This is a genomic window from Leptolyngbya sp. DQ-M1 (assembly GCF_039962505.1).
Taxonomy (GTDB): Bacteria; Cyanobacteriota; Cyanobacteriia; order Leptolyngbyales; family Leptolyngbyaceae; genus Leptolyngbya.
Genome location: NZ_JAMPLJ010000003.1, coordinates 278,401 through 290,853, shown reverse-complemented (window position 1 = coordinate 290,853; position 12,453 = coordinate 278,401). Strand labels below are relative to the sequence as shown.

General features: G+C 48.7%; 11 protein-coding genes. 9 read left to right on the top strand and 2 right to left on the bottom strand.

Features of this window, described 5'->3' with window-relative positions:
* Window positions 1-2: 2 nt before the first annotated feature.
* The 4 genes from NC981_RS11180 (at window position 3) to NC981_RS11165 (ending at window position 3,588) form a co-directional block, all read left to right on the top strand.
* Entirely contained in the window at window positions 3-698 is a 696-nt protein-coding gene (locus NC981_RS11180; protein WP_190376625.1) for a precorrin-2 C(20)-methyltransferase, read from the top strand.
* Window positions 686-2,101: a precorrin-3B C(17)-methyltransferase gene (gene cobJ / locus NC981_RS11175; protein WP_348242894.1), complete on the top strand. Its 1,416-nt coding sequence runs from the start codon at window positions 686-688 to the stop codon at window positions 2,099-2,101. Before NC981_RS11180 ends, cobJ begins: the two co-directional genes overlap by 13 nt.
* A 366-nt stretch (window positions 2,102-2,467) precedes the next feature.
* The gene (locus NC981_RS11170; protein ID WP_348242893.1) at window positions 2,468-3,172 is read left to right on the top strand and encodes a MotA/TolQ/ExbB proton channel family protein; all 705 of its coding nucleotides are present in this window, start codon (window positions 2,468-2,470) and stop codon (window positions 3,170-3,172) included.
* Between the two features lie 8 nt (window positions 3,173-3,180).
* Window positions 3,181-3,588: a biopolymer transporter ExbD gene (locus NC981_RS11165; protein ID WP_190376622.1), complete on the top strand. Its 408-nt coding sequence runs from the start codon at window positions 3,181-3,183 to the stop codon at window positions 3,586-3,588.
* Between the two features lie 65 nt (window positions 3,589-3,653).
* Here NC981_RS11165 and NC981_RS11160 read toward each other — a convergent pair whose 3' ends face one another.
* On the bottom strand, window positions 3,654-4,736 hold the full coding sequence (locus tag NC981_RS11160) for a hypothetical protein (RefSeq protein WP_348242892.1): 1,083 nt from the start codon (window positions 4,734-4,736) through the stop codon (window positions 3,654-3,656).
* A gap of 497 nt (window positions 4,737-5,233) precedes the next feature.
* Between NC981_RS11160 and pstS the strand changes: the two genes are divergently transcribed.
* The 5 genes from pstS (at window position 5,234) to pstB (ending at window position 10,906) form a co-directional block, all read left to right on the top strand.
* The gene (gene pstS / locus NC981_RS11155; RefSeq protein ID WP_348242891.1) at window positions 5,234-6,277 is read left to right on the top strand and encodes a phosphate ABC transporter substrate-binding protein PstS; all 1,044 of its coding nucleotides are present in this window, start codon (window positions 5,234-5,236) and stop codon (window positions 6,275-6,277) included.
* Window positions 6,278-6,401: 124 nt separating this feature from the next.
* Window positions 6,402-8,195, top strand: coding sequence for an iron uptake porin (locus tag NC981_RS11150; protein ID WP_348242890.1), 1,794 nt, complete (start codon window positions 6,402-6,404; stop codon window positions 8,193-8,195).
* Between the two features lie 72 nt (window positions 8,196-8,267).
* Window positions 8,268-9,227, top strand: coding sequence for a phosphate ABC transporter permease subunit PstC (pstC, locus tag NC981_RS11145; RefSeq protein ID WP_348242889.1), 960 nt, complete (start codon window positions 8,268-8,270; stop codon window positions 9,225-9,227).
* Between the two features lie 11 nt (window positions 9,228-9,238).
* On the top strand, window positions 9,239-10,114 hold the full coding sequence (pstA, locus tag NC981_RS11140) for a phosphate ABC transporter permease PstA (RefSeq protein WP_348242888.1): 876 nt from the start codon (window positions 9,239-9,241) through the stop codon (window positions 10,112-10,114).
* Between the two features lie 3 nt (window positions 10,115-10,117).
* A complete protein-coding gene (pstB, locus tag NC981_RS11135) occupies window positions 10,118-10,906 on the top strand; it encodes a phosphate ABC transporter ATP-binding protein PstB (RefSeq protein ID WP_348242887.1) in 789 nt (262 codons plus the stop codon).
* Between the two features lie 44 nt (window positions 10,907-10,950).
* Here pstB and NC981_RS11130 read toward each other — a convergent pair whose 3' ends face one another.
* Complete coding sequence (locus tag NC981_RS11130) at window positions 10,951-12,336, bottom strand: SGNH/GDSL hydrolase family protein (protein ID WP_348242886.1); 1,386 nt, start codon at window positions 12,334-12,336, stop codon at window positions 10,951-10,953.
* Window positions 12,337-12,453 lie beyond the last annotated feature (117 nt).

Here is a 12,453-nt window from a genome sequence, read left to right as displayed (position 1 = left end):
ATATGACAGGTCGGCTTTATGGCATTGGCATTGGCCCTGGAGATCCAGAACTACTCACAATGAAAGCGTTTCGGGTGCTGCGATCGTCCTCCGTCGTGGCTTATCCGATGTCGGATAGTGGGCGCAAATTGGCACGATCGATCGTGGCGGAATATCTCCGACCCGAACAAATCGAAGTGCCGATGTATTTTCCGTTTAAGCTCGAAGAATCAGCACAGCCTTACTACGATAAAGCCGCAGAAACGCTGGCAGAACATTTAGAAGCAGGGCGTGATGTGGCGGTGCTGTGTGAAGGTGATCCATTCTTTTTTGGATCGTTTATGTATCTGTACAATCGCTTGTCCGATCGATTTCAAACTGAGGTGATTCCGGGTGTGTCTTGTGTGATGGCAAGCCCAGCGATTTTAGGAACGCCTTTAACTTACCGCAATGATGTGTTTATGGTGGTCTCGGCCATTCTTCCTGAAGAAGAGTTAGCATCGCGGTTATCAGTCGCTGATGCTGCTGCAATCATCAAACTGGGTAAGCACTTCAATAAAGTTGTCAGTGTGCTGAAGCAGTTGGGACTGTACGATCGTGCCAAATACATTGAACGTGCAACCATGCCCGATCAGCGCGTTGTGCCGATTGATCAAATGAATCCGGCTGAAGTTCCTTATTTCTCAATGATTGTAATTCCGAGTCAATGGCAGCCTTAACTTCTTCTACGATCGCAGTAATTGTCTTGAGTCAAGCCAGTATTCCGATCGCTCGTCAGATTGTGAATACTTTCCCGAATGCAACTTTGTACGGCTTAGAACATCGGACTCATGGAGCCGATCGCGCCTTTACTCAGTTCGGGGAAACCGTGCGCGAATTGTTCAGTCAAGGGACTGCGATCGTGGGAATTTGTGCTGCGGGAATCTTGATTCGCACCGTTGCACCTCTGTTAAACAATAAATGGCAAGAACCACCTGTGCTTGCGATCGCAGAAGATGGTAGCGCAGTGGTTCCCTTACTGGGTGGCTTGCAGGGCGTGAATGATCTAGCGCGTCAAATTGCTGCAATTTTTGAAGTTGCGCCCGCAATCACCACGAGCGGAGACATTCGATTTCGCACGGCATTGCTCGCTCCACCCAAGGAATATCGCTTGCTCAATCCTGATGATGCAAAAACTTTTCTAGCGGATTTACTCGCAGGAGCGACCGTTAAGATTGAGGGCGATGCGCCTTGGCTGGTGGAGAGTCAGCTACCGATCGCGCCTGATGCCCGATTAACCATCAAAATTACAGAACAAGGGGACGGCTCCGCTGAGCCGAAGGGCAGCGCAGGTCGCGCAGATTGTTTGGTTTATCAGCGAACTTCAATCAAACGGCTTGCCATTGTTGGCACAGGTCCCGGCTCAGCCGAGTGGATGTCTCCTCAAGTTAAAGAAGTGCTGCGATCGGCAACTGATTGGATCGGTTATCAAACCTATTTGAACTTGGTCGAACCGCTCCGCACAACACAGCGCCTTCATGTCTTTGATAACCGTGAAGAGCTAGAGCGAGCAGCACTGGCGCTAGATTTGGCAGCAGAGGGGCGATCGGTTGTGATGGTGTCATCCGGCGATCCGGGCATTTATGCGATGGCGGCAGCAGTGTTTGAGGTTCTAGAGCGCGACCAGAAACCGGACTGGAGCGCGATCGACCTTCAAGTTTGCCCCGGAATTTCGGCGATGCAAGCGGCAGCCGCTCAAGTGGGCGCACCGTTGGGACATGATTTCTGTGCGATTTCGCTCTCAGACATTCTCAAACCTTGGGAAACGATCGCTGATCGCATCGCTGCCGCCGCTCAAGCAGACTTTGCGATCGCCTTTTACAATCCCGTTTCTAAAACGCGTACTTGGCAGCTTGACAAAGCGAAAGCTTTATTGCTGAACTCTCGATCGCCTGATACTCCGATAGTTCTTGCTCGAAATCTCGGTAGACCCGGACAACAAACTCAGGTAAAAAAACTGGGAGATTTAGCGATCGACGATGCCGATATGAGAACCGTGATTTTGATTGGATCAAGCAAGACGCGAGTGATCGATCGTGCAGACGGCGGCGTTTGGGTCTATACTCCACGTCGTTATGATTGATCTGTTAGACAGTCTTGATATTGACTTGCGGAAACGGATGCGAGTGAAGCAGTGCTACTTCAGCAGGAGATATGCGATCGCTAACCTTGTCATTCTTCGATTTAACGCCGTTGCATTCACGCAACGTTGTTTATTATTGTTCTTAACTAGAATTTCGATTGTTCATTACGCTGCCTTAACCTGGTTGAACGGATGTTTCCGATAAGCTAAACAGGAGTTTGCTTTGTGTTGATTAGATCTCTTACGTGAATCTCAAGCGTTCATCAAATTCGATCGAGCCTTCACGCGAGAAGTTCACTTTGTTCGACAATCTGCATTTCTTTGACAACTTTCCCGGATCAGTTCAGTACGCCAGTTCAGTACGTTATGTCTAATCTCTACGAAGTTCTTGCAAAAGGCGGGCCGATCATGATCCCGCTCGTCGGCTTGTCTGTTGCAACGTTTGCTTGTGCGTTTGAACGATCGACGTTTTGGATTCCTTTACTGCGGACTGAGGCGAAGCTTGCCCACGATGTTCTAGAAGCCGCGAAATATAGCTTAGTTGATGCACGAACGATCGCAGAACGGTCTGAGTCGCCGATCGGACGCTTTTTGCTGGCTCCGCTCAAGCTGAATCAACCAACTCCCGAAACTTTTCGCCTCGCCCTCGAAACCGCAGGCGATGAAGAGCTTGCCAAAATGCGAAAAGGCGATAAATTGCTTGAGAGTACGATCGCGATCGCGCCACTGCTCGGACTGTTGGGAACCGTGACCGGTCTGATGATTACCTTTGCCAACTTAAATGTAGGCGGTGGGGCTGCTTCTGCCGAATCCACCACAAAAGCCGCCGCCGGAATCGGAGAAGCCTTAACGACTACGGCGGGCGGTATGGTCGTGGCAATCATCGCGCTCTGTATCTTCCGAGTCTCGGTGACGCTGCAAGCCAAACAAATCGACTATTTTTCTAAGGTTGGCAGCGAGTTGGAATTGATTTATCGTCAATATTGGTACGAACCTGCGATGAATGAGCTTGCGCGAGTAGAAATGGCGGGGCGTTCTCAGCAGACCGATTCGACTGGACTCCCAGTTTAAGGTAGATTATGAGATTCAAGAATCAGCACAAAGGATCGCAAATGCCAGAAGTCAATCTCGTGCCGATGATGGACGTGATTATGACGATTCTGACGTTTTTTATTATCGTGTCGATGACGTTGACGAATTTTCAATCGGTAGATGCAACGCTACCGAGTTCGGAAAAAGGCGCGAACAAAGAAGCACCTGCTGATCCGTTAGTGATTGGAGTAACGAGAACAGGTCAAGTCGAAATCAATCAAGGTACAGTGACAGAAACGCAAATGGCTGAACAAGTCGTTTCGTACTTTCAAAAGAATCCGAAAGGAACGATCGTTTTGAAAGCCGATAAATCTTTGTCGTATGAACAGGTTGTGAAAACGTTGGGAGTGCTGCGGGATGTTGGAGGCGATCGCGTTTCGTTAGCGATCGAGTAATGGTCGTAGAGAAAGGGGAAACACGTTTTGTATTTCCCCTTTTATTATTTTATTAACTGGTTCTATTAACTGGCCGGATTTTTCAACCACGTTACCACGATCGTTCCGCCTTGATCTTTAGTCGGAACCAAATTCATGTAGAACGTGATGTTGTCTTTTTTCAGCTCATAAAGCTTGCCGCCGCCGTACTGACCTTTTGGCGTGACTTGAAACGTTCCAGCCAGTCCTGCGGTCGAAATCGTGTTATAGAATACCTCCGGTGCCTGACCCAGAATCAGAGTCGGACTGCCATCAATCCCCGATCGCGTTTCTGGAATAGCTCCGCTCTGCAAATCCGCTTCATTCAACACTTTGAAGAACAGTTGCGGATTTGCAAAGTGTTCGGGTCTAGCATTCGTTTCAGGATTGTCAGAGCGATCGACTTGGGGTGCAAGCTCGGTAATCAGATTGTAATAATCTTCAGGAATATTGACTGATCCTTTTAGCGTTGCCAAATCTGCAACTTTACTGTCACTCACAAGCACAACAGTAGTCAGCTCATCCTTGAATAGATGCAGAAATAGCGTTTTCTTGTCGGGAGTCGTGACGGTATAGATCTTTTTGTCAGCGCTCTCTTCGTCTGGAGTTAAGGTAAATCCTTTCGCCTTCGGTGCAGAAAGATAGAATGCTGCAACCGTAGACAAATTCGCCGTCGCAACCCGGCAGTTTTCACCCAGCCCTAGACCGAAACAGTTCGGAGTCGAGGGATTGTAGTGTGGAAAGTCGGCAGCCGTTGCGGTGTCTGCTTTGGTTGAGGCTCTGGTTTCCGTTTGGGGTGCTTCGGCTGTTGCTTGCGGCTGGGGCAACTCGCTGGCTGATTTCTGAACGATTGGATTAGTATTGGGTCGATTAATTTTCGGAAGCGCAGGTCTACTTGGTTTTGCAGCCGCGATTTTCGGAGTTTTTGTCGTGTTAGCTTTTGTCGTGGGCAGTTGCGTAATTTTAACCGGAGCTTCCTTATCTTCGGGTGGCTTTTCGCTGGCTTTGGGAAACGGCATAAACAGGACGATCGCGTGTAGTCCTAATGCTGCAAACAGCATTGGTCGAATAAAGCTGCGAACGGCTGCCGGAAGTTGAGAAAGGGACGGGATCGAGAGCGTCTTTATCATAAGGTCGGATGGCGCATGAACTAAGGGCAGGATGAGATGTTCTCGCTTTTCTAAACTTGGATCGCAATTTGTATCCGAAGCATTTCTGCTGTGATACCAGATTGATTTGTGGATGCGACAGATTCTCGCCCCCTAAATCCCCCATTCTGGGGGACTTTGAATATGATCTGTCGCAATCTATGTCTAATTCGGTATGAGATCTAAATCCAAAAGATGCCTACATGTTTAAAGTGTTATTTTTGCTTGTCCTACCAGAATGCAAAAGCAACAGTGTCATCATATCAAACTCTGTCCCAAAACGGATTTTTTAGCCGAGCTTCTTGTAGTATCACTGGTATCATTCCACTATTGTGGGTAGCGTTGCATTTTCATTAACCTAACTTTTAACTAGATTTAATTTTCTGTTATCGTTCTGTTTGCCTTCATTTAACTGCCAGAGTTGTAGGGTTGTTTTTGTTACTTCAATTGACACTTGATCGCGCAAGGACGAGGACACCATGACACTCTCTAGAAAAGCTCTCCGCCGTGGAGCGATCGCGCTGTTTGTGGCAACTGCGATCGCGCTTTCCCCGGTTCTATCGGCGATCGCTCAGTCCAGAGCCACAATTAACGGTGCAGGCGCAACGTTCCCGGCACTGTTGTATGAGCGCTACATCTCGGAATTTAAGAAAAAAGAGCCGAACATTACGGTCAACTATCAAGCGATCGGAAGCGGCGGTGGAATCCGCCAGATGCTAGCAAACGTGATTGACTTCGGTGGCAGTGATGCCGCCATGACCGACGAGGACATGGCGAAAGTTAGTCGCGGTGTCATCTTGGTTCCGACAGCAGGCGGCGCAGTCACACCAATTTATAATGTTCCCGGTGTCAATAGCCTGAAACTTTCGCGGGAAGTGTTACCCGAAATTTTCGCAGGGCGGATTACCAAGTGGAACGATCAGAGAATTGCCAAAGACAATCCTGGAGTGAATCTGCCGAATTCAGACATTAAAACGGTGGTGAGAGCCGATAGTAGCGGCACAACGTTTATTTTCACAAATCATCTTAGTGCGGTGAGTCCTTACTTTAAGGGTCGCGTCGGTGTGGGAACGGCTCCAAAGTGGACAACGAATCCGCTTAGAGGTCGAGGAAATCCTGGGGTTGCAGCGTTGATACAAAGAACACCAGGTTCGATCGGCTATGTCGAATATTCTTATGCGAAGAAGAACAACATCGCAGTTGCAGCAGTGCAGAATCAGAAAGGCGACTTCTTGACTCCTTCGATCGAGAACACCAACAAAGCATTGTCTACGGTAACCTTTCCCGCAAACTTCCGCGTGTTTGAGGGCAATCCCGCCGATGGCTATCCGATTACAGGATTGACCTGGATGATGGTGTACAAACAGTACAACGACCCACAGAAGTCAGAAGCAGTGAAGAAATGGGTTGAATATGTCTTGACTGAGGGACAGAACCTTAACGCAAGCTTAGACTTTACTCGGATTCCGCCTGATGTGGCACAACGGGCACTTCAGCAAGTGAGAAGCGAAGTGAAGCCCTAGAAAGTTTGAACTTAAAGGCTCTGAAACTGCCGTAAAGCCGCTAGAACTTTGATCTATGATCGATGCGAGTTCTAGCGATTTAGAGCGGCTTGCCCGATTTACTTGTGATGTGAGGATTAGTTCCATGTTTCGCCTATTTTGGTATTCCCTTGTGTTGTCGCCTACATTGATAGGCGCGGTAGCACTTTCCGCGACGGCTCAATCTCTAGGTCAAGAGCGCGTCACTTCAGTCAATGAAATCTGGGCTCAACCTAATGCGATCGAAGGACAGGTGACTTCGGTGTCTCAGTTGTCTGATGTTCGACCTACAGATTGGGCATTTCAAGCTTTGCAATCTTTAGTTGAGCGGTATGGCTGTATCGCCGGATATCCTGACCGTACCTTTCGCGGCAATCGAGCATTAACCCGCTTTGAATTTGCAGCAGGACTGAGTGCATGTCTCGATCGCGTCAACGAACTGATTGCCGCATCAACTTCGGATTTGATGAAGAAAGAAGATCTTACAGCCCTGCAAAAACTACAAGAAGAGTTTGCCGCAGAGTTAGCATCACTGCGCGGAGCGGTGGATAGCTTAGAAGCGCGCACCACTACCCTAGAACGGCAGCAGTTTTCGACGACCTCGAAACTGACCGGAGAAGTAATCTTTTCGGTCAGCCAAGCCTTTGGTGCAGATCGAGCCGTCAATTCTGACCAGCAGCGAGTGATTGATGCAGCCCTCACACCTGCAGCACGAGAAGCAGCGCGAAATAATGCAATCACCGGATCGCCAACCAACCCTGATCGTGGAGTTCGCGAGAATACAATTTTTGCCGATCGGGTACGGCTTGCGTTTGATACGAGCTTTACCGGACGCGATCGCTTGAGAACCCAACTGCAAGCCAGAAACATTGCTGCGTTCAGTGGCACCGGGGCGACCGGAATCACAGGCACAAACATGACCCGTTTGGGCTATGACGGCAGCAACAGTAACTCGATCGAGCTTCGACGCTTAGAATATCGCTTTCCGCTCGGCGATCAAACCACTGTATTCATCGGAACGGGAACGAATGACGGCTTAGAGTTTAACGATTCGATCCCGACGCTTAGCCCGTTTGAATCCAGTGGGAGCGGTTCAATTTCGCGGTTCGGTCGGTTCAATCCGATCTACCGCACCAGCACTGGAACCGGGATCATCGTGAACCATCGATTAGGGCGAGAATTTACGCTGGGTAATCAATTCACCCTTTCGCTCGGTTACTTAGTGCCGACTGGAGATGCTCAAGATCCGGGTCTCGATCGTGGATTATTCACCGGAAGTTATGCGGCGATCGCGCAGCTGGTGTATCAGCCAACTCCAAACCTGGGGATTGGTTTCACGTATGCGAATGCGTACTACAACACGGGTTCTGGAGTGACAGGCAGTACCGGGAGTAGTTTTGCGAACAACCCCTTTGGCAGTAACCAAACGATTAATTCGGCTGGAAACATTCCGACCAGTACGAATCAGTTTGGACTACAAGCCAACATTCGGCTTAATCCTGGTCTAACTCTGGCAGGTTGGGCAGGGTTGACCGACGCAAGAGCGAGACGCACGATCGGAACTGGAACAACGGTTCGAGAAGACGATCGAGCAACGATCTTCAATTGGGCAGTGGGTCTAGCATTTCCTGACCTATTCAAGGAAGGCAGCTTGGGTGGAATCATTTTTGGTATGCCGCCGAAAGTAACCAGCAGTGACTTTGGCTTGGCGACACCCACTGCCGTTTCTGCTCGTCGAGAAGATCAAGATTCTTCCTATCATTTGGAAGTTTTCTACCGCTATCGCCTCAACGACAACATTTCGATCACACCGGGCGCATTTGTGATTTTCAACCCAGAAGGCAATTCTGCGAACAATGCGATCTACGTCGGTACGATCCGAACAACGTTTACGTTTTAGCTTTCACACCTCACTGCGGGGACACTTCCATTTAGGGTGTCCCTTTCTTTATTCCTCTCAATCTTCAGCATTATGGCAACGATTCCATCTCAGTCGAGAAATATTCCAGAGTCGATCGAGGGCGGTAACACCGCTTGGATTGATTTAGGCTTTACCTGGAGCTTGCGAATTTTATCGCTCAGCGCGATCGCACTTTTGCTCTGGATGGGCTGGATTATTTTTAACGCTGCACTCCCCGCGATTCGACAATTCGGATGGGGATTTATGATGCGGCAGGAATGGGATGTAAATCAGCTTCAGTTTGGGGCGCAAACTTACTTATACGGAACGATCGTCACTTCTGCGATCGCGCTTTTATTCGCAGTTCCGATTGGAATCATGGTGGCAATTGTCACTAGCGAGAAATTTCTGCCGGGATGGTTGCGATCGACGTTAGGATTTTTGATCGAATTGATTGCCTCGATTCCCAGCGTGATTATTGGCTTGTGGGGCATCTTCGTGCTGATTCCATTGATGAAACCGATTCAATCCGCATTACATCAACAATTGAGTTGGATTCCCTTATTCGGAACTGATACCTTTGGCCCCAGTATGCTGGTGGCGGGAACTATTCTTGCGGTGATGATTTTACCTACGATCGCTGCAATTAGCCGAGATGTAATGTTAGCGATTCCCCAAGATTTACGCACCGCATCTCTTTCACTAGGGGCAACTCGTTGGGAAATGATCACAACTGTATTAATTCCAGCAAGTCTATCGGGAATCATTGGCGCGATCATGCTGGCGTTGGGACGGGCATTGGGCGAAACAATGGCAGTAACGATGGTGATTGGTAATTCGGATCAAATCAGCTTATCGTTGCTAGATGCAGGAAATACGATTCCGTCAATTCTTGCAAATCAGTTTCCCGAAGCATTAGACGAATTGCATATTGGAGCGTTAATGTATTTGGCGTTAATGCTGTTTGCGTTAACCCTAGTAATTAACATGATTGCAAATTCGATCGTCAAAACATTCGGCTTAAAACAATAGATTTTAAAACAATGAATGCAGAGCAACCGTTAACGAAACCCCTAGCGCTCGATCGCCGGATTTTTAGCCATGCGATGAGCGCGATCGCGGTTCTTTTCACAGCACTTGCACTCTTGCCGCTCCTCTCGGTTTTGCTGGAAATTCTGCGTCAAGGCTTACCGAATCTGAAGTGGGAAGTGTTTACAAATCTACCTGCCCCGGCTGGCGATACCAGCGTTGTCAGTGGATTTGCGAATGCGATTCAAGGAACAGTGCTAATGGTGAGTATCGCAACGGCTTTTAGTATTCCGTTTGGAATTGCGATCGCTATCTATCTTGCTGAAATTGGTAAATCTGGTGCAATTGCTCAAACAGTCCGGTTTGTGTTGTCAATTCTGAGTGCAGTTCCTTCGATTGTGGTTGGTGTATTTGCTTACGCTGTGATCGTTCTCGCTACAATCTTTGGCTATCGCGGATTCTCAGCATTAGCGGGGGCGTTTGCGCTAGCGGTAATCATGTTACCGATCGTCGTTCTCTCGACCGAAGAAGCTTTGAAGCTTGTTCCCAATCATCAACGATTAGCCTCAGCAGCACTCGGTGCCAATTCAATTCAAACGGTGTTTAAGATTGTATTGACAACCGCATTACCGAGTATCACAACCGGAGTATTGTTAGCGATCGCTAGAGCCTCTGGTGAAACCGCTCCGCTCATTTTCACGGCCTTGTTTAGCCAGAGTTGGGTCGAGGGTCTTCTTAATCCTGCACCTTCGCTCTCGGTGATGATCTACAACTATTCGAGTTCTGCTTTTCCCGAACAAACTCAGCTTGCTTGGACAGCTTCACTGGTGCTGCTCGGTCTTGTGACTGTCACCAATCTTTTGTCTCGTCTGATCACCCGGAAACGTTAACCTATGACTTCTACTTCTCAGTCCGAACTTGCGCTTTCAGCCCAAAATATGGATGTGTTTTATGGCGATCGTAAAGCCTTATCGTCCGTCTCGATGGCGATTTATCCCGGACAAGTCACCGCGATTATTGGTCCGTCCGGCTGTGGTAAATCAACCTTTATCAAAGCGCTAAATCGGATTGGCGAACTCGAAAGCGAGATGCGAGTGAAGGGACAGGTGCAATTTTTTGGTCAAGATATCTACAGTCCTCGCGTCAACCTGAATCGACTGCGGCGGCAGATTGGCATGGTGTTTCAAAAGCCAAACCCATTCCCCATGAGCATTTACGATAATGTCGCCTATGGGGTGCGGGTGTTTAGTCGGGTTTCGCGATCGCGTCTTGATGAAATCGTTGAAACCGCACTTGCAGACGCAGCCTTGTGGAATGAGGTCAAAGATAACCTGAAAAAATCAGCCCTCAGCTTATCCGGTGGACAGCAACAACGGCTCTGTATTGCGCGGGCATTGGCAGTGAAGCCGAAAGTTTTGCTAATGGATGAACCCTGTTCGGCGCTTGATCCGATCGCCACCATGAAGATCGAGGAATTAATCAGCTCATTGCGGAAAGAATTCACGATCGTCATTGTCACCCACAATATGCAGCAAGCGGCGCGAATTAGCGATCGTACAGCCTTTTTCAGCACCGACGAAAGCCGCATCGGTCAACTGATTGAAATTGACAATACCGCTAAAATTTTTAACGGCGCAGCCCATTCCCGCACTCGCGATTATGTCGAAGGGCGATTTGGGTGAGCCTTAGCCCGTCTTGGCTGCAACGCCCTTATACAGATGAGCGGTCAAGAGGGCGGAACATTTCCTCCAGCGTAAGGCTTGGGCTGGACGTGCAGTTTCGGTACGATCGCATCATACAATCGATTCGAAATCGCACCATTCGCACTATCGGTTAAGTGAATTGCATCTTGGAACACTTCACCCTGAGCAGTATTCAAGCCCTCAACGAGATTCAGCGTTGAAATTCCAGGTGTATCGCGCTTCACTTGCTCGATCGCGCCTTGGAGCTTGCCGTAACCCGCTTGAATCTGCTGGGGATAGCGCGAACCTAACTGATCCAAAATCTCTTTTTCCCGTCCGGCAGGCTTTCCGGCGCGAGTAGACACTTCAGGCTGAAGCGCAACAAAGAGCGGAATTTTAGCAGCCGTCGCCAGACGTGAAACCTGTTGAAGATTATGGCGATAGCGATCGGCGCGGCGTTCTAGTTCTTTAGTATCCGTCGTTAATCGCTCTTGTACAGGGTCTTCAACCGGAGGAATTAGCTGCTTGAATGCAGTATGAGGGCGAAATATCCAGTATTGAATCCCCTTCACTAAATAGAATTGCTGGAAGAAATCGTTAATTTGATTGCCCCAGCTTGTCATCAAATGCCGAGGCGCACTTTCTAACAGCGCTTCTACTTGGGGAACATCCACCCCATCCTGAACGCTGGGAAGCAGCAAATCAGAGTAGCCATTGATCAGGACGATCGCATCAGGTTTGTAAGGCAACACCTCAAACGCTAATTGTGCTAACTCATTGCCTGACACATATCCTGGAACGGCTGCATTAATCACGCGATAGCGAGTTTCTCGAATTCGGGGCGGCAGTTTCAGTGCCTTTTCTAGCTCATCGGCAAAATAGGGCAGCGTATCGGGGCGAAACTTATTCGGGTTGGCTTTTTGGGCGGAAACTTGTTGGTTGAGACGGGACTCAAGCTGAGCCGCGATCGTCGCTTGATTGTTAGAGCTGAGTTGTCCAAACGCGGCTGAACCACCAAGCAGGAAGATTCGCACTTCATCTTTAGGTTTATCGGGGCTGATTGGCTGATCGGCTCTAAAGCCTTGCTCGTTAATTTTCCAGGCTGAATTTTGCTGATTGCCAACGAGCCGATAGCCCAGAACAGGGCTGCGTTTTACAGTCAGTTGTCCATGATCTGGAAGTCCATCGAAGGGGTTTCCCTGCTGATCGAGAAACTTGAGCCGGTAAGCTGTGAGATTTAGGGGTTCGCCTTCAAAGGCGTTTAATTCTGCGGTTTTTCCTGTAGCGCCCACAATTAGACGCAGCAACAGTTCTAGCCCCACCAAAGCGAGTGGAATCGACAGAAAAATCCACCGTTTTGGAAACGCCTTTTTCTTCTGATATAGCGAACGGCTAGACCAGGAAGACTTTCGGCTATGCCTAAAAAACATTGACAATTTCCTCTTTCTACGATCGCACTAGGTTAATTAGAACTCGTATTAAACCCGATAGATGTACCAGAGTTGAACATTCAGAGCAGCACCCATTCGATAATTGACGGTTAAAGT

Bases quoted from the DNA above. Each gene is read 5' to 3' on its own strand.
- pstA (WP_348242888.1), top strand. From the start codon at position 9,239: ATGAATGCAGAGCAACCGTTAACGAAACCCCTAGCGCTCGATCGCCGG.
- NC981_RS11160 (WP_348242892.1), bottom strand. From the start codon at position 4,736: ATGATAAAGACGCTCTCGATCCCGTCCCTTTCTCAACTTCCGGCAGCC.
- pstS (WP_348242891.1), top strand. From the start codon at position 5,234: ATGACACTCTCTAGAAAAGCTCTCCGCCGTGGAGCGATCGCGCTGTTT.
- NC981_RS11170 (WP_348242893.1), top strand. From the start codon at position 2,468: ATGTCTAATCTCTACGAAGTTCTTGCAAAAGGCGGGCCGATCATGATC.
- cobJ (WP_348242894.1), top strand. From the start codon at position 686: ATGGCAGCCTTAACTTCTTCTACGATCGCAGTAATTGTCTTGAGTCAA.
- pstB (WP_348242887.1), top strand. From the start codon at position 10,118: ATGACTTCTACTTCTCAGTCCGAACTTGCGCTTTCAGCCCAAAATATG.
- NC981_RS11150 (WP_348242890.1), top strand. From the start codon at position 6,402: ATGTTTCGCCTATTTTGGTATTCCCTTGTGTTGTCGCCTACATTGATA.
- pstC (WP_348242889.1), top strand. From the start codon at position 8,268: ATGGCAACGATTCCATCTCAGTCGAGAAATATTCCAGAGTCGATCGAG.
- NC981_RS11165 (WP_190376622.1), top strand. From the start codon at position 3,181: ATGAGATTCAAGAATCAGCACAAAGGATCGCAAATGCCAGAAGTCAAT.
- NC981_RS11130 (WP_348242886.1), bottom strand. From the start codon at position 12,336: ATGTTTTTTAGGCATAGCCGAAAGTCTTCCTGGTCTAGCCGTTCGCTA.
- NC981_RS11180 (WP_190376625.1), top strand. From the start codon at position 3: ATGACAGGTCGGCTTTATGGCATTGGCATTGGCCCTGGAGATCCAGAA.